At 46.3% G+C, this 25,496-nt stretch carries 21 protein-coding genes; 13 read left to right on the forward strand and 8 right to left on the reverse strand.

Translation table 11 applies throughout. The features are described from left to right. Positions 1-18 precede the first annotated feature (18 nt). Both LZG74_RS12285 and LZG74_RS12290 read right to left on the reverse strand, forming a co-directional pair. Positions 19-1,332: an MFS transporter gene (locus LZG74_RS12285; RefSeq protein ID WP_233796878.1), complete on the reverse strand. Its 1,314-nt coding sequence runs from the start codon at positions 1,330-1,332 to the stop codon at positions 19-21. Between the two features lie 83 nt (positions 1,333-1,415). Further along, positions 1,416-1,880 (reverse strand): hypothetical protein, encoded by a 465-nt coding sequence (locus tag LZG74_RS12290; RefSeq protein WP_026631566.1) that lies wholly within the window; start codon positions 1,878-1,880, stop codon positions 1,416-1,418. A gap of 160 nt (positions 1,881-2,040) precedes the next feature. Here LZG74_RS12290 and LZG74_RS12295 point away from each other — a divergent pair, with 160 nt between their 5' ends. Both LZG74_RS12295 and LZG74_RS12300 read left to right on the forward strand, forming a co-directional pair. After that, complete coding sequence (locus tag LZG74_RS12295; protein ID WP_233796879.1) at positions 2,041-3,672, forward strand: T9SS type A sorting domain-containing protein; 1,632 nt, start codon at positions 2,041-2,043, stop codon at positions 3,670-3,672. 11 nt (positions 3,673-3,683) lie between these two features. Further along, entirely contained in the window at positions 3,684-5,699 is a 2,016-nt protein-coding gene (locus tag LZG74_RS12300) for a thioredoxin domain-containing protein (protein ID WP_233796880.1), read from the forward strand. A gap of 54 nt (positions 5,700-5,753) precedes the next feature. On the opposite strand, the gene LZG74_RS12305 is transcribed toward LZG74_RS12300, so the two are convergent. Both LZG74_RS12305 and LZG74_RS12310 read right to left on the reverse strand, forming a co-directional pair. Further along, complete coding sequence (locus tag LZG74_RS12305; protein WP_233796881.1) at positions 5,754-6,572, reverse strand: Fic family protein; 819 nt, start codon at positions 6,570-6,572, stop codon at positions 5,754-5,756. Positions 6,573-6,975: 403 nt separating this feature from the next. Next, positions 6,976-7,497: a DinB family protein gene (locus tag LZG74_RS12310; protein WP_233796882.1), complete on the reverse strand. Its 522-nt coding sequence runs from the start codon at positions 7,495-7,497 to the stop codon at positions 6,976-6,978. A 145-nt stretch (positions 7,498-7,642) separates the two neighbouring features. On the opposite strand from LZG74_RS12310, the gene LZG74_RS12315 reads away from it, so the two are divergent. The 4 genes from LZG74_RS12315 to LZG74_RS12330 all read left to right on the forward strand — a co-directional run bounded on the left by LZG74_RS12315 (position 7,643) and on the right by LZG74_RS12330 (position 12,705). After that, entirely contained in the window at positions 7,643-8,194 is a 552-nt protein-coding gene (locus tag LZG74_RS12315; protein WP_233796883.1) for a hypothetical protein, read from the forward strand. 122 nt (positions 8,195-8,316) lie between these two features. Beyond that, on the forward strand, positions 8,317-9,261 hold the full coding sequence (locus LZG74_RS12320; protein WP_409014473.1) for a hypothetical protein: 945 nt from the start codon (positions 8,317-8,319) through the stop codon (positions 9,259-9,261). Between the two features lie 2 nt (positions 9,262-9,263). After that, complete coding sequence (locus LZG74_RS12325; protein WP_233796884.1) at positions 9,264-10,820, forward strand: phosphatase PAP2 family protein; 1,557 nt, start codon at positions 9,264-9,266, stop codon at positions 10,818-10,820. Between the two features lie 181 nt (positions 10,821-11,001). Continuing rightward, positions 11,002-12,705: a T9SS type A sorting domain-containing protein gene (locus tag LZG74_RS12330; protein WP_233796885.1), complete on the forward strand. Its 1,704-nt coding sequence runs from the start codon at positions 11,002-11,004 to the stop codon at positions 12,703-12,705. A 125-nt stretch (positions 12,706-12,830) separates the two neighbouring features. Here the strand turns inward: LZG74_RS12330 and LZG74_RS12335 are convergent, their stop codons facing one another. Together LZG74_RS12335 and LZG74_RS12340 are read right to left on the reverse strand one after the other, a co-directional pair. Next, entirely contained in the window at positions 12,831-14,993 is a 2,163-nt protein-coding gene (locus LZG74_RS12335) for a molybdopterin cofactor-binding domain-containing protein (RefSeq protein ID WP_233796886.1), read from the reverse strand. Between the two features lie 35 nt (positions 14,994-15,028). Further along, positions 15,029-15,520, reverse strand: coding sequence for a (2Fe-2S)-binding protein (locus LZG74_RS12340; protein ID WP_255699215.1), 492 nt, complete (start codon positions 15,518-15,520; stop codon positions 15,029-15,031). Positions 15,521-15,694: 174 nt separating this feature from the next. Between LZG74_RS12340 and LZG74_RS12345 the strand changes: the two genes are divergently transcribed. Then, a complete protein-coding gene (locus LZG74_RS12345) occupies positions 15,695-16,930 on the forward strand; it encodes a DUF819 domain-containing protein (protein WP_233796887.1) in 1,236 nt (411 codons plus the stop codon). Between the two features lies 1 nt (position 16,931). On the opposite strand, the gene LZG74_RS12350 is transcribed toward LZG74_RS12345, so the two are convergent. Next, positions 16,932-17,693 (reverse strand): MBL fold metallo-hydrolase, encoded by a 762-nt coding sequence (locus LZG74_RS12350; protein WP_233796888.1) that lies wholly within the window; start codon positions 17,691-17,693, stop codon positions 16,932-16,934. A gap of 5 nt (positions 17,694-17,698) precedes the next feature. Continuing rightward, positions 17,699-18,076 (reverse strand): response regulator, encoded by a 378-nt coding sequence (locus tag LZG74_RS12355; protein ID WP_082215385.1) that lies wholly within the window; start codon positions 18,074-18,076, stop codon positions 17,699-17,701. A gap of 186 nt (positions 18,077-18,262) precedes the next feature. On the opposite strand from LZG74_RS12355, the gene LZG74_RS12360 reads away from it, so the two are divergent. The 6 genes from LZG74_RS12360 to LZG74_RS12385 all read left to right on the forward strand — a co-directional run bounded on the left by LZG74_RS12360 (position 18,263) and on the right by LZG74_RS12385 (position 25,419). Then, complete coding sequence (locus LZG74_RS12360; protein WP_233796889.1) at positions 18,263-18,922, forward strand: DUF1684 domain-containing protein; 660 nt, start codon at positions 18,263-18,265, stop codon at positions 18,920-18,922. A gap of 134 nt (positions 18,923-19,056) precedes the next feature. Next, entirely contained in the window at positions 19,057-21,486 is a 2,430-nt protein-coding gene (gene pheT / locus LZG74_RS12365) for a phenylalanine--tRNA ligase subunit beta (protein WP_233796890.1), read from the forward strand. Positions 21,487-21,521: 35 nt separating this feature from the next. After that, a complete protein-coding gene (locus LZG74_RS12370; RefSeq protein WP_026631579.1) occupies positions 21,522-21,866 on the forward strand; it encodes a hypothetical protein in 345 nt (114 codons plus the stop codon). Continuing rightward, a complete protein-coding gene (zapA, locus tag LZG74_RS12375; protein ID WP_233796891.1) occupies positions 21,863-22,174 on the forward strand; it encodes a cell division protein ZapA in 312 nt (103 codons plus the stop codon). The genes LZG74_RS12370 and zapA overlap by 4 nt, the downstream gene beginning before the upstream one ends. A 122-nt stretch (positions 22,175-22,296) precedes the next feature. Further along, the gene (rny, locus tag LZG74_RS12380) at positions 22,297-23,868 is read left to right on the forward strand and encodes a ribonuclease Y (protein WP_026631581.1); all 1,572 of its coding nucleotides are present in this window, start codon (positions 22,297-22,299) and stop codon (positions 23,866-23,868) included. Between the two features lie 15 nt (positions 23,869-23,883). Beyond that, on the forward strand, positions 23,884-25,419 hold the full coding sequence (locus tag LZG74_RS12385) for a sigma 54-interacting transcriptional regulator (RefSeq protein WP_233796892.1): 1,536 nt from the start codon (positions 23,884-23,886) through the stop codon (positions 25,417-25,419). Positions 25,420-25,496: the final 77 nt, after the last annotated feature.

Raw genomic sequence — 25,496 nt, forward strand, 5'->3', positions numbered from 1 at the left:
GTTCTGCAAACATGCTAATTACCGATCTTGATCCTGGACCTGGTAATGATAGGCTTTTTTGGATGGGATGCGGGAAAGCAGGATCAGTCCGAAAACGAAAATCACTAAAAGGGCCAGAATGCTGTTGCGCATGCTTCCCGTCAGGTATTCGACCGTGCCGTAGATGAATGTGCCTACGACGATAGCGAGCTTTTCGGTTACGTCATAAAAACTGAAATAAGAGGCTGTATCAGTGATATTTTCGGGGATCAGCTTAGAGTAGGTCGAGCGAGAAAGGGATTGTATTCCGCCCATTACCATGCCGACAGCGCAGGCAACAAAATAGAATTCCATGGCCTCAGTGGTGTAATAGGCACCTGTGCAGATTCCGATCCAGATAGAAACGCCAACCATCAGAGCGAAAATATTGCCGATTTTTCCCGAGAGCCAGGCGAACGCAAATGAGCCGATGATGCCCACGATCTGAATCAGCAGAACTGTCACGATCAGGCTCTGCGATGGCAGTTTCAGCTCGGTTGCCCCAAAGATCGTTGCCACATACATAACCGTTCGCAGGCCCATGGTGTAAATGAAAAAAGCGCTGAGAAATTTGGCCAGAAAGGGCTGTTGACCCAAATTAAAATACACCTTTTTAAGCTCGGCAAAGCCGTTGAAAATCCAGTTTCCAGGCTTTTGCTTTGCGGCTTTATTGGCGGGTAAATATTTAAATGGGATCTGGGCAAAAAGTATCCACCAAAGTCCGACTGTAAAAAAAGAAATCCTGGCAGGAAGCGCTTTGTCGGTAATGCCGTAAAATCCGGGCGCTAAGATCATGCTCAGGTTAAACAACAGCAGCAGCACGCTTCCCAGGTAACCCAGAGAGAAGCCCCGGGCACTATATGCATCAAACCGGTCTTCGGTGGCTATTTCGGGCAGGTAGGAATCGTAAAAAACAATGCTTCCGCTCCACCCGATCAGACTCAGGGCAAATAGGATGATGGAAGGCACCAGGGTGTCTTTGGTAAAAAAATAAAGCAGCATACAGCTGACAGCGCCCAGGTAGCAGAAGAACTTCATGAATCTTTTCTTCTTGCCACTATAATCGGCGACAGCAGTGCATAGGGGGATCAGCAGCGCAGTGATAAGAAAAGAGGCCGAAACGGTGTAGGTGAACAGCACCGAACTTTTGATTTGAAACCCAAAAAAATCAGTGAAAAGGTTTCCCGAAGCCTTTAAGGCAGTGGCGCTGAAATAAACGGGAAAAATGCTTGATACGATAACAAGGGCGTGAACCGAATTAGCCCAGTCGTACATATACCAGGCGTTTATAATTTTTGGGTCGTTCTTTTTCATTCAGGATTGAATTTGGTACAAAATAATAAAAGCGGCAGATTTAATCGGCCGCTTTTACTGAATTATACCAAAAAGTGAATTGTTTACTTGATCACAGGCTCGAAAACCATGATCGTTTCCTGCTCAACTTTGTCAACAGGCATTTTGCTTTTCAACTTCAATTTGCTGTTGGATATTTCCACCACACCAAATTCGCCCGAAAAGCCCGAAATCTTAATGTCAAGCATTTTATCATCATTTTTCAAATACCACGTCCCGCCGTTGATAACCTGCTTTGAGCCTTGGTCAATGGCTTTGGTAACATTGTTTTGAAGGAACTGAATGTCCATTACTTCCTTAATGGCGCGCGTCTGCGTGTTCAAAAGATTTAATGGGATGGTTTTACCGTTCAGGTCAGTTACGTCCGACATCCGCCATGGATAATTGATCAGGATCTTGTCCTTTTCAGATAGCTGCGGGTTTGGATCCGGGTTCTCTTTTTTGTCTTTATCACAAGCCACCAGAAATAAGGCCAGAAAAAGAGGGGCAATAAGCAGTAATCGTCTCATATCAGGTTTATATTTTATGTTCCAGGCAATTTCTTTTCTTACTTTGTCATTACTATGTTGAAATCTGAGCCATTCGCTGAAAGCGTTTCCCGGAAAGCGTTTCCCGGAAAAAATCAAATTTCAATGTTGCAAAAGTAACGAATTTGTCTGGTCAATTCTTATGATCCATTTTACCAATATGTATGTGAGGGTTTTTTACACCACTTTATTTTATTGTCTGGCCCAAGCTGTTGCTGTTTTAGCGCAGGATTGCCAGCCCGCTTATATACTAAATCCGGTCAAGGCAAATAACACGATCGAATGGGGAAAAATCCCTGAATTCACCCTGCCCTTTACGATCGTTTACAATGCTACGCGATTTGGCGATACGCAGTCGCAGCCGCTCAAACACGGGTTTAGCCATCTTGCCACATTCAGCGGATCGGAGCTGGCAACATTGCCTGTTGCCAAGCGCGCATTGATCTGGTATGGTGTTGCCACATCGAGCGGCAACCAGCCCTGGGCAGACAATGCCCTGCGCAGCCCATGGGGAAACGATACGGCTGCTTACCGCAGTTTTTGGGATAACTATGCCGAAACAGCCAAAGGAAGCGATATCATTTGTATGGACATCGAGCGCATGCAGCGTGAAGACCGCGACATTCTTGCCTTAAAATCCAATAGCCAGATCCCGCAGAATTACCGGAACTTGCCGGATGCAGACTTTCTGGCAACTTATAAAAGAGACATGCGCTGGTGGTATACAGAAGCTGCCAAAAGGCTCAGGGCCAAGGGTGTTACGGCTCCGCTGAGCAGTTACAGCGATGTTCCCGTGCGAAACACCTGGCTGAATATCACCTCCAACAGCTGGCAGGACTGGACTACCAACCCGGCTCGGACACATTATCTGGTGCAGGACAATGCTGGCAAAATCGGCGGCAGCTTTTACGATGCGCAGCAGTTTTTGACACCTTCGCCTTACTATTATTACGGCTACGATAACCCGATCGGCAAGGATTACCTGTCCTATCTGCTCTTTAACATTGAGGCCAACCGCGCTTGGAGCGATAAACCCATCATTCCGTTTGTATGGATGCGCATTCATGACAGTTATGATCCCAACACGCCGCTGATTGCGCCATTTGTGGCCGAAGCAACTGCTATTTTCCCCTTTTTCTCGGGAGCAAAGGGCTTATGGCTTTGGGAAAACCCCGGCTTTCCGGGCAGCCGCCAGGAAAACTACGAGCCTTATGAGCGCTTTATTTACGGACTTTACCGGCTTTCGGCCTTCAAGGATATGTTTGAGGGAACATATGAGCTGGTCATTCCGCAATCGGCGCGCGATCATATGGAGCGGCAAAACCCGATCTGGCGCGGCGTAGTAAAAGGCAGCAACATTCTCATCGCTGCCCAAAACCCCTATGCGGCTGATAATGCCGAAACCGAGATTGTGGTTTCGCATCAAAAGTGGCTTAAAAACATTAAGCTGAAAGGAAAAGAAGTCTTTCTCTGCAAGTTTGATCTTAATGATACGGTCACAGGCACCGAGCCTATCCTATCGGATGCTTATGTTTATGCCAATCCCGTCTCATTTGAAATGAATGTTGTTTTGAATGGCATGAATGGTGTTTCCAATGTGGCTTTTTCCCTGCTTAATACAAAAGGTCAGGTTGTGCTCACAAAGGAGCTCAAAGCCGTCGCGGGTGAAACGCGTGAGCGGATCGATTTGCCGCGGTTATCTGCTGGCATATATTTTGCCCGCTTTGTAACCCAAAACCGGACCATTACCAAAAAAGTGGTCATTCATCAATAGCACTTACAACTATGAACCGCCTGAGCCAGCAAACCAGCCCCTATTTACTCCAACATGCACACAACCCCGTTGACTGGTATCCCTGGGGCGACGAAGCATTAAGCAAAGCAAAAACGGAGAACAAGCCGATCCTGGTCAGCATTGGCTACTCGGCTTGCCACTGGTGCCATGTGATGGAAAGGGAATGTTTTGAAAAAGAGGACATTGCCCAGGTCATGAATGCGCATTTCGTATGCATCAAGGTGGACCGTGAGGAGCGTCCCGACGTGGATGCTGTGTATATGGACGCCGTGCAGGCCATGGGCGTGCGGGGCGGATGGCCACTGAATGTCTTTTTGTTGCCGGATAGTCGGCCCTTCTACGGGGTTACCTATTTGCCACCGCAAAACTGGGTGCAGCTGCTGAAAAGCATTAACAATGCATTTGACAAACATTACGATGAGCTGGCTGGCTCGGCAGAAGGTTTTGTGCAGAACATGCTGATATCGGACACAGAAAAGTATGGCCTTATAGCCAGCAGCAATGGTTATCAAACTGCCGAGCTCGATTCAATGTTCGAACATTTGCAGCGGAATTTTGATACAGAAAAAGGCGGGATGGACCGGGCGCCCAAGTTTCCTATGCCTTCTATTTACAAATTTTTGTTGCGCTATTATGATATAAGCCAAAATCCGGAGGCGCTTGCCCATTTGGAATTATCGCTGAACCGCATTGCATTGGGCGGGATATATGATCACGTTGGCGGAGGCTGGGCCAGATACTCCGTTGATGACGAGTGGTTTATCCCCCATTTTGAAAAAATGCTTTATGACAATGCGCAGCTGCTCAGCATTTACGCCGAAGCCTATTCGCTTACCCAAAACCCACTTTATGCCGATCGCCTTAACAGCACAATCCAATGGTTGCAGACTGAAATGCGAAACGAGCACGGCGGCTTTTATTCGGCACTGGATGCTGATAGTGAAGGCGTTGAAGGCAAATTTTATATCTGGACAAAAGCAGAACTGCAGCAAAACCTGGGTGAAGACTTTGAATGGTTTGCCAGGCTTTATAATGTTTCCGATCATGGCAACTGGGAAGAGGGCCACAATCATTTGCATTTGACCCGGCCTGTCTTGCAAACAGCAAGCGCTTTGCGGCTTGATGTGGTTGATCTTGAAACAAAATACCATGCGGCTCTTCGAAAACTGGCCGAAAAGCGCGCAGAGCGTATCCGGCCTGGTCTGGACGATAAGACGCTTACTTCCTGGAATGGGTTATTGATTAAAGGACTGGCGGATGCTTACCGGGCTTTGGGAGATGAGAATATTCGGGCGCTTGCCGTGTCAGCGGGTGTGTTTATCCGGGACAATATGATGGAGCAAAGCCGGCTTATGCATAGCTATAAAAGCGGTCAGGCCACGGTAACAGGTTTTCTGGAAGATTATGCAGCGGTCATCGAAGCTTACCTGGCTCTTTACCAGATCACATTCGATGAGCGGTGGATCACGCTGGCTAAAAACCTGGCTGATTATTCTATCCAGAACTTTTACGACGAGCAGGAAGGTTTCTTTTATTTCACCGACATTTCGGGAGAAACACTGATAACCCGTAAAAAAGAGCTATTTGACAATGTAATTCCGGCCTCCAACTCGATCATGGCGCATAATTTCTATCTGCTCGGAATGATGCTGGATGATGATCAATACAGCAAAATTTCAGATGCCATGCTCTCCAAAATGAGCAAAGTGATGCTTGCCGACGTGCAATGGGTCACCAACTGGGCCGCATTATACTGCATCCGGGCCACACCAACAGCCGAAATCATCATTGCAGGCCCGGAAGCAGACGAAATGCGCAAAGACTTCGACCGCTTCTTCGTCCCAAACAAACTCGTCATGGGAACCACAACCCGCTCCGATCTCCCCCTGCTCCAAAACAGAACCGACATTAACGGGAAAACGGCAATCTACGTATGCTACGACAAAACCTGCCAACTGCCCGTAACGGAAGTTGAATCAGCGCTCGATCAGCTGGCTGGGGTTTGATTTGGGGTTGTTGGCGTCAAAGCACCGGGAGAACATTTACAAAAATGTGCTTATCTAGAAGTAGGTTTTCACAGCGAATCTGAATTGCTCTATAAATATTTTCTTAAACTCGCTGATATTATTTTGCTCGTAAAAGATGAGCATCGCTTTTTTATATTCGACTGCGTCGACAGTTCGGAAAGAGATAGGACAATATTGGTGAGCAATCAGTATTGCGTTACTTACTATACGTGCTGTTCTTTTGTTCCCATCATTAAACGCCTGAATATAGGACAGTAACACCAACGCCAGCAGCGATTTCTCAAACACATTTTCTTTGCGGTTGATCAGCCGCCACATATCTTCCAATGCTTCTCTGATCTGATGTTCGTTATCAAGCGGCTTATAATTCGTACCGGAAATACCGACACGCCGCCTCCTGATGTTGCGTTCAACTTCAAGGTCCTTAATGAGCAGACTATGTATATCTTCTATGCGTGCAATAGATAATGGAACCACGTAGTCAGGGTTCTCGATGATAAAGTTGAGCGCGTCTTTATGATTTAGCAGCATGGTCGCGTCATCCTTAGGTTTACCTGCGGCCGTTTCCTTGTCTTTCAACAAGCGTTCGGTTTCCAGCAGAGAATAAGTATTTCCCTCAATTTGTGATGATTTCCAACTCAGATCAATCGCCAGCCTTTCCATCTCTTTCTGATAGGCAGCGGGACTCATATCATCTACATTGCGGCGAAACTCCTGCTGTAGTTGTCGCAAGTAATTTGCTTCGTCCGTAGTGAACAGATTAACACTGGACAATATCTCATTAATCAGCTGAAAATTGAATTCTTCCCGGATATTACGCTGGTCTATTTCCTGCTGAAAATAAACTGCCATGTCCAGGTGACTAAACAGCTGGTTGGCTGGACTTATGGTATACCTTGTAGCGCGAGTCTGCCCCGCAGCAAGAAGTTGCCCGGTTGCAACCAATGTTGCTATCGCTCTTTTGGTTGTTGCAAAAGAACCCTTTCCAACCGCCTGATGTATCTCAACAGATGAACACAGGGGATGATCCCTAACAAAGGATAAAACTTCAGAATCTATTCTTGGCACTATTACAGCTCATTATTAACATATGATTACAGCTCAAATCTAAACAAAAATGAGCTGTAATAAAATCAAAATTGAGCCGTAAATATCTTACAGCTCAAATGAAAGCGTGATACGGATCAGTTGTTTGTAATTCTGATCCGTATTTTAGTCGTATTTGTATCTTAACAGCCTATAAATTGGACGCCTACTAACCCAGAAGCGGATAATACCGCTCTTCAAGCACGCGCATATGGTGGATGGGGTGGCCGATGATGACGAAGCCTAGGGCGAGCGCGGAAATTTCGGATTTGAAGGCGAAGCCGGAGCGGAGCATCATTTCATCATTCATGCTTTTGTAAAGTGAGAGGGTGCTCTGCCTTACCTGATTGAATTCGACCATCAGGTCCTCAATGCTGCGTTGGTAGGCGATTGTGTTTGCTGCCAGAAGCTCCTCGTCGTAGCCCGGCAGGGTGGTTTTGTCGTTTCGGGAAAAACGCATAGCGCGGTAGGACATAATGCGCTCGTTATCAATAACGTGTTGTAGAATATCCTTCACGCTCCATTTTCCTTCGGCGTAAGCCCGGTCTTGAAGACTGGCTAGTTTTGTGATGTCAGTATACACTTTGTCTGGTGCATATCGGTCAAATGCTTCAAAAATGTTAATGTCTTCGACCAAATTGATATAGCGGTCAAAAAACTGGGGCATTGGGTTGATCATTGATTTTTTCATGGGCTGCAATCGCTTTTTTTTAAGCTAAAATATAAGAAAAATCCGCAGGATGCTTTTTACTGCACATTTGATACCATAGTATTTTAAACAACACTTGCAGAATTGCACTTAACTTGATTACATTTGGATATAAATCCTCTTGAAATTGAAAAGACTGTTACCAATCGGATTGTTGGTTCTGCTGCTCTACAACACGTTCGGGCTGACTTTCGCTGTACTTTTCTTTGATAATCATCACCTACAAGCACCCATCTCGTCCTTAAACGATGAAACGGTGGTTGTGAAAATGCATTTGCCATCACTTCCCTATTCGGGCGATCTGCAAATTACTGATCTGCCTCAGGGACTTATCCGCCAAAACGACCAGTTTTACAATCCCACCAATGTCCTGCATCAAAACGACACGCTTTACGTCACTTTGAAATCCAACCAGGTGGCCAGGGACGATTTTTTCGCATTAGCCAATGCCATGCAGATCTTGACGGATCCCAATGCAAAACTTCCTGAGGATCCGTATAGCAGAGCCATGAAAATGGTGGATCATCTGCTAAAAAACTATGTTTCCAACATCAATGAAATAAGCTTTCAAACCGCGTTATTTACCGAACAAGCGCCTTTATCGATGGCCTTGTATTCGAAAAATATCTATTCAGCCAACTTCATTCAGCTAACAAGCCCGCCTCCCGAGCTTAGCTGAATCTTAGCGGATCACTCATCTTCCTGCCGCAAGCCTTCTATTTCATTTATACCATTGCCCACAAAAACGCTGTGTCCTTTTTGGAGATCGCACCGGCGCGGCACTATTCCTTATTAAAACAAATGCAACATTCTTTACAGAAATTGAAGCAACTGGTCTTGTTGCTTTTTATAATCCTGCTGTGCGTGACAGGAAAAGCATTCGCACAAATGCCCAACGACGCCATTTATATGTCGAAAAACACGGCTTGCCTGGCTCTTTCCTACGGGCACAGTTCCTGGGACAAGTATTGGGAAAATCAGCTCAAACGCGAAAACCTGAACATTGGCACACACACAACGCAAAGTGCCATGGCTATGCTGGCAGTAGGTGTGACCAAAAACCTGAATGTGATCGTAGGCGTTCCTTACGTATGGACGCAAACCAGCGCTGGCAATCTAAAATGGCAGAAAGGATTTCAGGACGCCTCCCTTTGGCTTAAATTTCGTTTTATCAACAAAGCAGGATTCTCCCTGCACGCAATTGGCGGCGCCTCCATCCCTACGGGCGATTACATTGCCGATTTTATGCCGATGTCCATTGGTATGCAGTGTAGAACTGCAACAGCAAGACTACTAGCCAGTTACCGTCATCAGCCGACAGGCATTTACATGACCGCTTCGGGAAGCTACATTTTCCGCAGCAACATCGATATCGATCGCGACGCTTACCTGGCCGACGGAAAGCTTCATAACACTAATAAAGTTACCGTTCCCAATGCTTATGACGCATCTGTGAGACTCGGATACTTGAAAAGGGGCATTCAGGCAGAAGTTTTCGCTGAATACGGCGCCTGCGATGGCGGCGACAACATCCGCCGCAACGATATGCCTTTTCCATCAAATAATATGAAAAGCACTGTGGGCGGGGTTTATGCCAAATTCCAGCCGAAAAATATCGGCATTAATGCCCGGGCCGCTTACGTTTTAGACGGAGCTAATGTTGGCCAGAGTACATCTTTCTCTGTTGGCGTGCTGTACCAGTTCCGGTATATCAAAGCCGACAAAAACCCAAACATGCATCAATAACAATGAAAGTAAAATATATATCAAAGAGCAGACTGCTGATTGCGTGCGGATTGCTGATCACATTAGGGTTTTCTTCCTGTACCAAAACCATTGATGAACCGACGGCTTCGGTTAACAACCCTTCCAGTATGGATGCCGATGCAGGCAACTGGAAACCTTACGTGCTTACTTCGTCCAGCGAAGTGGAAGTAGCTGAGCCTAAGAATGCTGCGTCGGCCGAGTATAAAGCAGAAATTGAAAAATTAAAAGAGACGACGTCTAAAATCACGCCGCAGCAGCGGGATATCGTTAATTTCTGGGGAGCCGGTGCTGCTTTTCGCTGGAATGAGATTGGCCGTGAGCTTGCTGCCCGCTATAACACCCCGCCTGCATCCAACCAGGACGGCAAATATCCGCTGCCTGACCCGGCTAACCCATTGGCTGACCCTAAGTTTCCATTCGCTAACCCGCCTTACACGGCGCGCGCGCTGGCTTACCTGAGCGTTGCGCAGTATGATGCGCTGGTAAGTGCCTGGAATTATAAGTTCAAATACAACCGCAAGGCGCCTTCGAAAACAGATGCTTCCGTGCAGGCTATTTTGCCGGTTACCGATCTTCCTTCCTATCCTTCTGAGGATGCGGTTGTGGCCGAAGCCTCGTTTTTGGTTTTGAAAGCCATGTTTCCTGGGGAAGTGCCCTTTTTGGAACAGAAACTTGCAGAGCATAAAAACAGCCGTTTATGGGCGGGTATGAATGTGGAAAGTGATATTGCCGCTGGTGCAGAACTTGGAAAAGCGGTAGGCGCCAAAGTTATGGCAAGAGCGAAAACGGATGGTATGGGCACAGCAAACAACCAGGCAGCAACAGCTGAAATGGTCGCTAATGCTAAAAAACTCGGCGTTTCTGAGCCTTGGGTAAGCCAGGAGATGCCTGCGCGCCCGCCTATGCTTCCTACATATGGATTTGTAACGCCTTGGAACTTTGACAAAGAAACTGTTAAAACATTGCGTCCCGGCCCGCCGCCAACGATCGGAAGTGCTGAATACCAGGAAAATATCAATGAGCTTTTGCAAATCGCCAAAAAGCAAACCCGTGAACAGGCGCGCATTGCCAGCTTCTGGTCAGATGGTGTAGGAAGTTACACGCCTCCTGGTCACTGGCACAGAAGAGCAGCTGACCTTTGCCATAAAAATGCGTACAGCGAGGTGCGCACAGCCCGAACGCTGGCGCTTTTGGGCACTACATTGCAGGATGCGGGCATCTGCTGCTGGGACGTGAAATATTTCTATTACTACCCACGCCCAAACCAGATGAACAGCAAAATCAAAACCTCTGTGGGCTTACCTAACTTTCCGTCTTACACATCCGGACACTCCACCTTCTCGGGCGCCGCGGCTGAATTGCTGGCCTACATTTTCCCGGAAGAAAAGAAGAAAATCGACGAAATGGCACAAGAAGCCTCCGTATCCAGAATGTACGGATTGATCCATTACCGCTTCGACTGCGAAGCAGGTCTGGCATCGGGCCACAAAATCGGCGAATACGCCGTCGCCAGAGCAAAAGCGGACGGGGCGAAGTAAAAAGATAGTTTGTGTACTAAAAAACGTCCTGGCCTTCCTTGTAGCCGGGACGTTTTTTTTGGTATTAGTCCGATTAAAACAATGCGCGCCGTTTAATAGTAATTCCCATATTTATAAGTAGTATTTGAAGTATTTTATCTGTATAATTAAATGTTACTCAACTGTTTAAACAAATTCTATTATGAAACCAATTCTACTCATTTCAGCCCGATTTTGCCTTTTTATTTTTGCCCTCTCAACACAAGCGCTCGCAGGGACGTGCCGCTTTACAGAACTGCGTTTGAACTCACAATCTGCTGTCAACAATTTTGACGCATCATGCACGAGTGTGATTGGAAACATTTCTATCGCAGGCGCGGATATTACTGATCTGGCACCCTTAGCGGGCGTTGAAACGATCGATGGTACGCTTACGATCCAAAACAATACGATTTTGCCGAATTTGAAACAATTGGCAAACCTAACAAGCACCAGGAATTTGCTGATCTATAACAATGATCTTCTTACCGATTTGTCTGGTTTAGAGGGATTAACATCGAATTCAGGTTCTATTCACATTCGTTTTCACAAAAATCTAACAAGTCTGACCGGGTTAAATAACCTGGCTACCGCTAGAATCTTTTACATTACGGATAATGCGCTGTTAGAAAATCTCGATGGGCTAGCCAGTCTGACTACCATCACGGATGTCTTGATGATAAGCCTCAACAAGAGTCTTGTCAATCTGGAAGGCCTTAACAATTTAAGCAATGTGAGCCGCATACTTATTGGTGAAAATGATCTTTTGAAAGATTTAACAGGACTATCGAGTTTAACTTCCGTTTCCTACCAAATGCACGTGAGTTCTAACAAAAGTCTGACAAGTCTGGCTGGTTTACCCGCCAGCATATCTATGAGTGAGCTTTATATTAGTGATAATAATCTATTGACTGATCTGACTGGATTGCAAAGTATTGGTTACGTATATTGGCTGGTTATCAGCGACAGCAAAGGTCTTGGCAGTCTTAACGGATTAAACAATCTGAATTCTGCAACAAATTTTATTATCAGGAACAACCCATTGTTAACCGACTTGGCAGGTCTCGATAACCTTACAGATATTGGCTGGATCCAGATTACCGGCAATGCAGAGTTGAAAAGCCTTGATGGTTTGGGCGCTGGTGAACAGAGCAATGATGAAACCGGGAGAATTTCGGCTTCGCTTGCTATCGGAGGATTGGCAATCACTAACAATCCAAAATTAACGATGTGTGCTATTGAGCCGGTCTGTATTTTTATCAGGCAAAGTACTGCCAGCATTAGTGGTAATGGCATTGGTTGTGAAAGCCAGGCAGCCGTTCAAAGCTCTTGCGGGTCCCTTCCGGTAACACTTGCCCATTTTACTGCAACCGATGAAAATCAACAAGCCATCCTAAAATGGACAACAACAGACGAAAGTAATAGCTCCGCTTTTGAAATTGAACGTAGTCTCGATGCCAAAGCCTGGTTGAAAATAGGTGAACATGCTGCAAAAGGTGAAAGTACCCAGCTTGTCAATTACCAGTGGGCGGACATTCACCCGCTCGATGGCCTTAATTACTATCGCTTGAAAATGGTTGACCGCGATGGCACCTATTCATACAGCCAGAAGCATATGCTCCGATTCGAGCTGAATCAGGCTTCAACATTCGTTTACCCAAACCCTGTTTCTGACTTCCTGTTTGCAAAGAATGCCAGTAATATCACTTGGCTTAGCATTACTGATTTACGTGGAAGAATTATTTTCGAAACTAAAAAGGTGCCCAATGAAGGGTTATCAATAGAAAAAATAGCTACCGGACTATATCATGTACAAATTACCATGCAGGGAGGGGAAGTGAAGACGGAAAGCATTGCCATCTATTAAATTTTTGTCCCCAGCTATAAATAAATAAACGCCCGTAGCCGACTGAGGTTAGCTACGGGCGTTTAATGTTATTCTAATAATATCGTAATATTTATTGCTCTTTAGAAAAAGGAGCTTTCGCTTACCTACCCCAGATTCCCGATATCAAAAGGAAGCTTGCGGAGGCGTTTGCCAGTGGCGGCAAAGACTGCGTTGCCCAGGGCCGGGGCGATGGGTGGCAGGCCGGGCTCTCCTACTCCGCCTGGTGCTGCGCCGCTGTCTATAATGTGAATGTCGATGGCCGGCATCTCGTTGAGGCGCAGGATGTTGTATTGGTGGAAATTGTTTTGATCGCTGATACCATTGGTGAATGTGATGCCGTCTTTGATGGCGGCCGTAATGCCCATGACAATGTTGCCTTCGGTTTGCGCTTTCACGTTATCCGGGTTTACATAATGCCCGCAGTCGATGACAGAGACGACTTTATCAATCTTTACTCCCTGGTCTTTCTTGGAAACTGTGATGCAACATGCCGAAATGCTGCTGAACGAGCTGAATATGGCAAGCCCTTTTCCCGAACCGTCAGGCAATTTTTCTTCCCAATTTGCTTTTTCGGCCAATGTTTGAAGCACTTTCTTAAACCGGTCATCAGTAAGAATGTCCATTCTGGCTTGTAAAGGATCTTTTTTTGCCAGATGGGCGAGCTCATCCACAAAGCATTCTTGCCCCCATCCGAAGTTTGACGCATAAACCGAACGCCACCACACCACCGGGATGTCGGTTTTAACATGCGTCCAGCTTACCTTAGAAGCGCCGTCGAAACGATATTTATTATTTTCTGTAGCCAGCTCGCCGCTTAGCCAGGGATCTGCGTCGGTTTCTTTCAATCCACCAAAAACCTGACCGGAAATGGATTCACCAATGGCATGATGGTGAAAACCCGTGATTTTACCATTTTCTACAAAACCCTGCATATGACTGAGCATTCCCGGCCGGTAAGGGCCTTGCGAAATATCATCTTCCCGCGTCCAGACCACCTTAACGGGTTTCTTGACCACTTTTGAAATGTGGCAGGCTTCCAGCACAAAGTCGTGATATGCTTTCCGGCCGAATGCACCTCCCAGCAGCGTAACATTGATTTTTACCTGCTCAGGTTTTACTTTCATATAGCCGCAAACATCTCGCAATGCCCAGTCGGGCCCTTGCACGGGCGCCCAAATTTCCACTGTTCCGTCGTCCTTGACATGCGCTATTGCATTTTCAGGCTCTATGGGTGCATGTGCTAAAAACGGCGTTTCATAGTTCGCTTCGAGCCTTTCCTGGGCAGAAGCGTATTTTGCAGTAAAATCGCCTTTCTCCTCAGCGTTAATGCCCTCTTTTTTGGCCGCTTCATAGGTGGCTGCGAAATAATTGGCTGTGCTTAAAGATTTTTCCAGATCACCATTATCCCATTTTACAACCAACGCCTTTTTGCCTTTCAGAGCCGCCCAGTAATTGGTGGCCACCACAGCTACGGCTTCGGAAGTGCGGTGCGGCATGGTCCTTTCGGTTTTGATAACCTGCAAAACGCCCTTGATCTTTTTTGCTTCCGTATCATCGATGGAAGCCACTTTACCGTGGATCATGGGGGAATGTAGAATGCTTGCATACACCATTCCCGGCACATCCACGTCGATGCCATACACCGCCTTGCCATTTACGCGCTCGGGCACATCGAGTCTTTTATTGTATTTACCAATGATCTTGAAATCGCTGGCATCTTTAAGCTTGGGATTTTTAGGAATTTCCAGCTTCGAGGCTTCATCGGCCAGCTCACCATAAGTCAGGCTTTTGCCTGTTGCCTTGTGGACGATCTTGGCATCTTCGGCGTGGCATTCCGAAACAGGCACATTCCACCTTTTGGCGGCAGTGGTTGTAAGCATTTCCCTGGCTGCGGCCCCGGCTTTTCGGATCGGAAACCATAGTTCGCGCACCGAACTGCTGCCTCCCGAAGTCTGGCTGCCATACTTGCCCATTCCGTCACTTTGCACGATGAGCACTTTTTCCAGGCTTACTTCCAGCTCTTCGGCCAGAAGCGACGGCACGGCCTGCGTTGAGCCCTGGCCCATATCAGGCCTTGGGTTAACAAGGGTAATGTTGCCGTTGGTGTCAATGATAATGAAGGGATTGATTTCCAGGCGGAGCACAGCAGGCGTAATCTTTTTTAAAGATGCGTCCCTGGTAAAACCCGAAATGCCTAATGCAAGCCCGAAAGTGGTGATGCCCGAAGCTTTCAGGAAATCGCGTCGTGATGTTTGTATATTTTTCAATGTCTTTAAAGCTAATTTTGACTGAATGTTGCCTGTTAACGCTTTCCAATGCCGTTTTCCGAGACTTTCATCTCCTCGGCAGCCCGGTGAATGGCTTTCCTGATGCGATCATATGTGCCGCACCGGCATAGGTTTCCGCTCATAGCCGCATCAATGTCGGCATCAGTTGGATTGGGTTTGGATTTGAGAAGCGCCGCGGCAGACATGATCTGGCCCGACTGACAGTAACCACATTGCGGGACCTGCTCTTCGATCCAGGCTTTTTGAAGCACATTCATCTTGCCATCTCCGATGCCTTCGATGGTGGTGATCTTATCATTTTTACCCACGCCCGAAACCGGCAGCTGGCAGGAGCGCGTAGGCTCTCCGTTCAGATGCACCGTGCAGGCTCCGCACAGGGCCATTCCACAGCCGAACTTGGTGCCTTTTAACCCGGCAAAATCGCGGACAACCCATAGCAGAGGCATATCGGGCTCGACATCAACTTTTACCTTCTTTCCATTCAGTGATAGATTGTATATCGCCATAGTAAAATATTATTAACATTAATCGCAAAAATGACCATCTAAATTACGAAAAAGGAAATTTTTTCAAATTTATATTTCGCAAAACCAGCGTTTTACGTGATAAGCGGACAAATGACTTTCGTCGGGACAAAAAACAACGTTAATTTTACCCAATCTCATTCCCAGACCCTATTTATGATTACAAACGACGCAGTTGTTCTTGGTTTACTAATGCTGATTTTAGCTGCTATTTTTTATACAGCTTCCGATGGTAACGCCGCCTGGAAACGCTTTTATGCAGTAGTCCCTCCGCTGTTGCTTTGCTATTTTATTCCCGGCCTGCTGAATTCGTTTGGCATTGTCAATGGTCAGACCTCGCAGCTTTATCCGGTTATTTCCAAATATTTTCTTCCCGCTTGCCTTGTCTTTTTTACTATCGGCATGGACTGGCGCTCATTGAGCCGGTTAGGGCCAAAAGCGTTGATTGCTATGCTGGTAGGAACGCTGGGGATCATGGTGGGCGGGCCATTTGCTTTGTGGATCGTGGGGCTGATCAGTCCGCAGACTGTTGCCGGCGAAGGCGCCGATGCGGTTTGGCGCGGGCTTGCCACCATTGCCGGAAGCTGGATCGGCGGCGGGGCTAACCAGACTGCATTAAAGGAAGTTTTTCAGCCCAGCGACGCGCTGTTTTCACAAATGGTGGCCGTGGATGTGCTTGTTGCAGAGCTATGGATGGCATTTTTGATTTACGGCGCAGGAAATGCCACACGGATCGACCGCTGGCTCGGCGCTGACAGCCGGCCCATTGAGATGATAAAGCAACATCTTGATATACAAAACAAAACCAACGAGAACACGCCTGCCATGCGGGATTATATTTTCCTGGGAGCAGCAGGCTTCGGTGCCACGGGAGCAGCCCACTTTCTGGCAGACATTATCACGCCCTATCTGTCCAGAAACTATCCTTTTTTAGATAAATACAGCCTTACCTCGCCCTTTTTCTGGGTGGTAACCATTGCCACATTCATTGGCATCGCGCTGTCGCTGACGCCTGTCCGAAAACTGGAACATGTGGGCGCCTCCAAGCTCGGTTCGGTGTTCCTATATGTGCTGGTGGCCACGATCGGAATGCAGATGGATCTGGGTGCGGTGGCAGGGAATCCCGGACTTTTTGCTATTGGCCTGATCTGGATATTGACGCATGCGATAATTTTGGTGCTGGTTTGCAAATGGCTTAAAATCCCTTTCTTTTTTCTGGCGGTGGGAAGTCAGGCGAACGTGGGCGGTTCTGCTTCGGCGTCTGTGGTGGCTGCTGCCTTTCACCCCTCACTGGCAACCGTCGGGGTTTTGCTTGCAATTCTGGGCTATGCAATCGGCACTTATGGGGGTTATCTTACGGCGCTGGTTATGCAATGGATCAGTGAGGGCTGACCTACAAATCCAGCACTAGACCATCATAGGCCAGATGCACATGAGCAGGCAGCTCATTTTCAATGTCGGCATGCTTTCCCAGTTTATGGCTCATATGCACCAGATAGGCCTTTGGAACTTGCAGTTTTTCAATCAGTTCCAAAGATTGGGATAATGTAAAATGAGAAAGATGCGGCTCTTTTTGCAGCGTATCCAAAACCAGGACCTTTGATCCAATGATCTTTTGCTGCTCTTTTTCAGCAATAAAATTGGCATCGGTAATGTAAGTAAAATCGCCAACCCGGTAGCCGTAAACCGGCAACTTGTGGTGCATGGCCTCAATAGGCGTAAATTTTACACCCTGCACATCAAATGGCTCATTATCAATGTTATGAAGCTCAAAGTGCGGCACGCCCGGATATCTTTTTTCAGAAAAAGCGTAAGCGAACTCGTTTTGGATCTGCATTAAAACAGATTCTCTTCCGTAAAGCGGAATATCACGCTGACTGCGGTGGTTGAATGCACGGATATCGTCAAGTCCGGCGGTGTGGTCCTTGTGCTGATGCGTAAAAATAGCTGCGTCCAGGTCCTTTACATTGGCCCGGAGCATCTGCTGACGAAAGTCGGGACCGGTGTCAATAACGAAAGATCTGCCATCAACCTGGATCCAAACGGAAGTCCTTAAACGCTTGTCGCGCGGGTCATCAGATCGGCAAACGGCACATTCACAGGCAATAACCGGTATTCCCTGTGATGTGCCGGTCCCTAAAAATGTAATCCTCATCAGGTTTATTCTGTCAAATGCGCGACCACTTCAACCAGACGGTCAAAATTCAAAGGTTTCATCAGCGCATCGTCAAATCCTGCTTGTTTGAAGTCTTCTTCCGAATAGTTTTTGGCATTTCCGGTAATGGCAACGATGGGCGTTTTGGCCTTTTTCTCGTTAGGCAATTTGCGGATGCTTCTTGCGCACTCCATTCCATCCATCACAGGCATATTGATATCCAGCAAAATAATATCGAAATCCTCTTTTTCAAGAAGCTGCAAAACCTGCTCTCCGTTTTTGACAGAAGTGATCTCGTAATGTTGAAATTCCAGAATCTTCCTTGCCAGATTTTGAATAACTGAGCTGTCTTCGGCAATGAGTACTCGCTTGGTGTATGACATATGATGGGTCAGGTATTGTGTTTAATAATTAGCCAGGCTCAATTTAGGGATATTTCATCCAAAGTCGCAACCCGGCGCGGTGCGAAGATTCAAAATTATCATAAAAAAGTAAATAAACATCTTATACTTTTTCAAAGCACACTTTCGGGTGTAAGTTTGTGATCCGTTCAAAAATTTCGAAGTCTCATGTTTAAAAATAAGGTAATCCGGTACAGCACAATCGCGATGGTTATTGCGATCCTGGCCTATTTTGTTGTTGAAAATTTCTCTATCGGAGGCCTTGATGGAGCCAGCGAAGATCAGATCGCCAGCAACCCCGAGCAATACAAAACGACCATACTCAACGAGCGCGCGGCCAAAGACGAGCAGTTCCGCACCACCGAGGACTCTCCAATCGCAGACAAAGAAAGCTTCCACGGACTGCATTACTTTGCACCCGACCTGACCTATCGCATTAAGGCCAATATTTCTCCTTATATGAATGATGATAAGGAAGTTGTAGTGAAATACACGGACGGCACTTCGGAGAAATATGAGAAGTATGGTTATGCCAATTTCAAGATCGGCGACCAGGAGCAGAAGCTGTTATTGCTTAAAAATGAAAGTGTTATCTCAGTTCTTTTCAAAGATGCAACCAGCGGAAAGGAAACGTATGGTGGCGGCCGCTACCTGGATTATCCCGTTTCTGAAATCAAAAACAATGTAATTGTTCTGGATTTTAATAAAGCGTATAATCCTTACTGCGTTTACCAGGAAAGTTACGCCTGCCCCGTTCCGCCCCAGGAAAACACGCTTTCTGTGGCCATTTTGGCTGGCGAGCAGCTCGAATCGGCTGTTCATAATTAAGCCGCTTTACGCTTTTTGTGTTTTGTTAAAAAAACCAATGACTATTTCAAGTCTGACGGCGCTGTTCGACTTAAATCCTTAATTTTGTAATTCGGCTTAAATGTCGGTTGAAAACCTTTTTTGAAAGCATTCGCATGAAGATCTCCTATAAGTGGCTTAAAGAATTAATAGAAATAACAGAATCTCCGGAAGAAATCGGCAAAATACTGACCGCAACCGGACTGGAAGTTGAAAGCATTGAGGAGATTGAATCCATCAAAGGAGGTCTGCAAGGCGTTGTGATCGGTGAGGTGCTTACCCGCGAAAAACATCCGGAAGCTGACCGTTTGAGCCTTACGACTGTTGATGTGGGTGGTGAAAATCCATTATCCATTGTTTGCGGCGCGGCTAATGTGGCTGCCGGTCAGAAAGTTGTGGTAGCAACCGTAGGCGCAACACTATATCCAATGGGAAGCGACCAGCCATTGGTTTTGAAGAAATCAAAAATCAGAGGCGCACTGTCGGAAGGAATGATCTGCGCAGAAGATGAGTTAGGCGTCGGCTCGTCGCATGACGGCATTTTAGTGCTGGATACTGATCTTCCTAATGGCACACCGGCCAGCGAATATTTTGGTATTTCTTCTGATTATTTAATAGAAATCGGCCTTACGCCTAACCGCGCCGATGCGGCATCGCATTATGGGGTTGCGCGTGATCTGAAAGCTTATTTTAATCGTGAGATAAAACTTCCGTCCGTTGATGCGTTCGCCGTCAACAACGAAAACCTGCCATTTGAAGTCGAAGTTCGCAATTCGGAAGCGGCGCCACGATATGCCGGCCTGACCCTCACTGGTTTGAAGGTAGCCGAATCGCCCGAGTGGCTTAAACAGCGACTGGCAACAATCGGAATCCGCTCGATTAATAACATTGTTGACATTACGAATTTCATTTGCCATGAGCTTGGCCAGCCCATGCATGCTTTTGATGCAGATAAGGTTACCGGCAACAAGGTGATCGTTACCACCCTTCCGGCCGGGACAACATTCGTGACGCTGGATGGCGTAGAAAGGAAGCTTTCGGATTCCGATCTGATGATCTGCAATGCAGGCACAGGCGGCAATCCGGAGCCTATGTGCATTGCCGGGGTTTTCGGCGGGATCACTTCTGGTGTTACCAATGAAACCACTTCCATATTCCTTGAATCTGCCTATTTCTCGCCTGTATGGGTGCGTAAAACGGCACAGCGGTTTGCATTAAAAACGGATTCTTCTTTCCGCTTCGAACGCGGAACGGATCCTAATATGCCTTTGTATGCATTGAAAAGGGCAGCATTACTGATTCAGGAAATTGCAGGCGGCACCGTTTCGTCCAACATTACAGACATTTACCCAGATCCGGTTGCGGATTTTGAAGTAAAAATGACTTACCGCAACATTGACAGGTTGATTGGTAAATCATTGGATAAAACACTCATTACTAACATTCTGAATGGCCTAGACATTAAAATTCAGGACCAAACCGAAGCTGGTTTTACTGCTATCGTGCCGCCTTACCGCGTGGACGTGCAAAGGGAAGCCGATGTGATCGAGGAAATTCTGCGCATTTACGGTTTCGGCCAAGTGGAGCTTTCCGATGCGCTTAGCTCTGATTACTTGTCTGATTTCCCCGTTAACGATCCTGAAAAACTGAAACTGCGCGTTGCTGAACTGCTGGTAGCGAATGGTTTTAACGAAATGATCAACAATTCGCTGACAAAACCTGATTACCACATTTCAATTGCAGAAAGCATTCAGGGGAATCCGGTCAAAATCCTGAATTATCTGAGCGAAGATCTGTCCGTAATGCGTCAGACGCTGATTTTTTCCGGTTTGGAGGTCATAGCTTACAATAGCAACCGCCGCCAAAAGGATTTGAAGCTTTTTGAGTTTGGCAAAACATATAATGAGATCAGCGAAAAATATGTGGAGAAAGAAAGACTGGCTGTTTTCCTGACGGGCAACATCGGACAGGAAAGCTGGTTTGAAAAGTCGCGCGAAGTCGTTTTCCATGATCTGGCAGGCTTTGTAATGCAGGTTTTATCAGCGGTTAAGATCAGGGATGTGGAAAGGACTGAGGCGGATGCGGCGATTTTTAAGTTTGGAACAACATTAACATTAAACCGCAAGCCTGTTGTCACATTTGGACAACTCCAAGCGGCTATTGCTAAAAAGCTTGATATTAAGGCGCCTGTTTTTTACGCAGATTTTGATTGGGATTATATGCTCAAACAATACGATGCGTTTGTTCAGTACAAAGAAGTGGCGAAGTTTCCCGAAGTGCGCCGGGATCTTTCTGTTGTGGTTGACAAGAAAATTACTTTCGACCAGCTCCGCCAGATCGCCTATAAGACCGAAAGGCAGCTTTTGCGCGCAGTAAACGTGTTTGATGTGTATGAAGGCGCGAATCTGGAAGGTAAGAAATCGTATTCGGTGAGCTTTATTTTACAGGACGATCAGCAAACATTGACCGACAAAGTGATTGACAAAACCATGCAGCGGTTGATTTCTGCTTACGAAAGGGAATTTGAGGCCGTGATCAGGAAATAAGAGTTTTGGTTGATAGCATTATTAAGGCCAAAAAAATGGAAAGGAGCATCGAGCGCATCATTGAGCATAAGTTGACCGACCTTGAGAAAAAACTCGAGTTCCTGATCAACATTAAAGAGAAACTAAACTGGTCAATATCAGAGCTGCAACGCGAAAATGCGGAACTGCGTGCATCGAATAACCAACTCAAGGAAGAAGCAAAAGAAATAAAGAAAAAATACACTAGTTTGGAAAAAGACTTTAATAAGTCTAAAAGTTTCGCTAAAATTGTCACTAGTAAACTGACACCAACAAGCGGAATCGCCGAACTGAAAGACTCAGTTGAAAGATATATACAAGAGATCGATAAGTGCATAGAATTGCTTGAAGATACCTTATGAAAAAAAATAACATACCCAATCCGGACGTTTCTGTCTTTATAAAACTGCTGGACAGGGGTTTCAAACTGAGCGTTCCGGCGGATCAGGAGAAATTCTACAGGGATGGGTATGAGGTGTTCATGCAACGCGTGCAGCAGCATAAATTAAAGGGAAAAGTTTACGGTGACATTGAAGCAATTGCACTTACTTCTATTGAATGCCTTGTAGCATTACAACGGAACCAGGAGCAAATGGACAATTTGGTGATGGCTTTTAAAAACAGGGTAGAAAAGCTTGATGAAACCATTACCAGCGCAATAGAAAGCTAAAAGCTCAACACCACAAAACCTTTATTTTATACGGATTACTCTTTATCTTCTTTCAATACTTCCACCTTCGGCATTTTCACGCGGTTTAGTCGGTAAAACCAACTATATATAACCTTACTGAAATGTCAAATTCATTAATTTTCATCCTTGTCCTGTCCGACATTATCGCCATTGGTGTGGGGATTTTCGCAGGAAAATTCATTTTTCAGAGGTCATTTGACCAGAAAGAAAAGGAAGCGCAGGAGCGCGCAGCCGAAATTCTCCGTAATGCCGAAAGTGCTGCCGAAAACATAAAGAAAGACCGAATCCTTGAAGCCAAGGAAAAATACCTGAGACTTAAAGGCGAGTTTGAAGAGGATGCCAACAAGAAACGCGTGATCCTTCAAACCAACGAACAGAAATTAAAACAACGCGAGCAAAGCCTTAACCAGACCATTGAGGCAAACAAACGCCGTGAAAACGAGCTGGAAGCGCTGAAAACAAACTTGAACTCGCAACTTGAAACGGCCACAAAACGCCGCGAAGAAGCAGAAAAGTCACTTGCACAACAGGTTACCCAATTAGAAAAAATCGCGAACCTTACCGCTGATCAGGCGCGTGAGCAGTTGATAGACGCATTAAAAGCAGAGGCTGATACAAGGGCCGGATCGTATGTAAAAAGTGCGATGGAAGAAGCCCGCCTTACTGCCACCAAAGAAGCTAAAAAGATCGTTATCGAGACCATCCAGCGCACGGCTGCTGAACATGCGATTGAAAACTGCGTTTCTGTTTTCAACATTGAAAACGACGATATTAAAGGAAAGATCATTGGTCGTGAAGGACGTAACATTCGTGCTCTGGAAGCTGCAACTGGCGTTGAGATCATTGTAGATGATACCCCGGAAGCGATCGTGATCTCCGGATTTGATCCTGTAAGGAGAGAAATTGCCAGACTTTCGCTGCACCGCCTGGTTCAGGACGGAAGGATCCACCCGGCCAGAATTGAAGAAGTTGTTGCCAAAACACGCAAGAACATTGACGATGAAATAGTTGAGATCGGTGAAAGAACTGTGATCGACATGGGCATACACGGGCTGCATCCTGAGCTTGTTAAAATGATCGGCCGGATGCGTTTCCGGTCTTCTTACGGACAAAACCTGCTGCAACATTCACGTGAAGTAGCAAAGCTGTGCGCTACGATGGCTTCCGAGCTGGGTTTGAATACGAAACTGGCGAAAAGAGCCGGTCTGCTGCATGATATTGGCAAAGTCTGGCCGGAAGAATCCGACCTTCCACACGCAATATTAGGGATGGAGCTTGCCAAGAAATACAAAGAAAATCCTGAGGTGTGTAATGCAATCGGTGCCCACCACGACGAAATTGAAATGACAAGCATCCTTTCCCCGATCATTCAGGTGTGTGATGCGATTTCAGGATCTCGCCCGGGAGCACGCAGGGAAATGATGGAGTCTTACATTCAAAGGCTGCGTGATCTTGAAAACATGGCATTGTCGTTTGACGGTGTTGAAAAATGTTATGCGATCCAGGCCGGCCGCGAGCTGCGCGTGATCATTGATGCAGATAATGTTTCGGATGAAAAGGCAGGGATGCTTTCTTTTGATATTTCACAAAAAATTGAAAAAGAAATGCAGTATCCCGGACAAATTAAAATTACAGTAATCCGTGAGATGCGTTCAGTAGCGTATGCGCGTTAATCAGCCAAAAAATACATGAGTTACTCACTTCTTAGTAGTTCAGAGCTGTTGGATATCCAAACGCTTGGTGAACTGAAAAAAGCAGGTTATCAATCCCGTTCCATTAAACAGGAACTGCGTGATAACCTGATCGTTAAGATTAAAAGCAAAGAAAATATTTTTCCCGGCATCTGGGGTTATGAGGAAACGGTCATTCCCGACGTGGAACGTGCCATCCTTTCGATGCACAACATTAACTTCCTGGGGTTACGCGGGCAAGCCAAGACGCGTATTGCCAGAATGATGATCAGTCTTCTGGATGAATACATTCCGTATGTAAAGGATTCGGAGCTGCATGACGATCCATTGGAGCCATTATCCCGTTTGGCAAAAGACGCTATTGAAGAATATGGCGACCAGACAGAAATTGCCTGGCTGCACAGAAGTGAGCGCTATACCGAGAAGTTGGCAACGCCGGACGTCTCTGTGGCCGACCTTATCGGTGATGTAGACCCTATCAAGGCCGCAACATTGAAATTGCCTTATTCGGACGAAAGGGTGATCCACTTCGGGCTTATTCCCCGTTCACATCGCGGTATTTTCGTGATCAACGAGCTTCCCGATTTACAGGCCAGGATCCAGGTTGCACTTTTCAATATTTTGCAGGAAGGCGACATTCAGATCCGTGGGTTCAAATTGCGTTTGCCGCTGGATATCCAGTTTGTTTTCACGGCCAACCCGGAAGACTATACCAACCGCGGAAGCATTGTAACACCACTGAAAGACCGTATCGAAAGCCAGATCGTAACGCATTATCCGAAAACAATTGAAACGGGTAAAAAAATTACAGAACAGGAAGCGAATGTTAAAACGGAGCAAGTGGGCATGATCAAGGTCAATGAGCTTGCTAAGACATTGATCGAGCAGATTGCATTTGAAGCAAGAGAAAGCGAATATGTGGACAGCAAAAGTGGCGTGTCTGCACGTTTGACGATCTCGGCTTATGAAAGCCTTTTGAGCACGGCAGAGAGGCGAGCGCTGATCAACGGGGAGGAAAGTACTTACGTGCGCATTTCTGACCTATACGGCGTTGTTTCTGCCATTTGCGGAAAAGTTGAGCTTGTTTATGAAGGCGAGGTTGAAGGACCAGTCATCGTGGCCCAGAACCTGATCGGAAAAGCGATCCGTACCCAGTTTCTTAACTTTTTCCCTGATCCGGAAAAGAGTAAGAAAAGCAAGATCAATCCATACGCGAAAGTGATAGAATGGTTTGGCTCAGGCAATGAAATGGAAATGCCCGGCGATATGACCGATCGCGAGTATATGGCGCGGTTGAAAACCATTGACGGACTGGACGATTTCGTGGATATGCTAAGTGCTTATTCGGGAGCGGAAGAAAAGCTTTTTATGATGGAATTCGCATTGCACGGCATGGCGGAGTTCTCGCTGATCGGGAAAATGTCTTTGGATCAGGGAATGAAATTTCAGGACCTGGTTAGCAGCATGTTCTCCGGCCCGGGAGAAGATGATTATGATTTCGAAGACGATGATGATGATCGAAAACCATTTTGATATACAATAAAAAATGCCCGGCAAACACCGGGCATTTTCTTTATAAGCTATTACAGAATCAGAACCTACTCCTCCAA

The sequence above is a fragment of the Dyadobacter sp. CY327 genome, assembly GCF_021390415.1.
GTDB classification, from domain to species: domain Bacteria; phylum Bacteroidota; class Bacteroidia; order Cytophagales; family Spirosomataceae; genus Dyadobacter; species Dyadobacter chenhuakuii.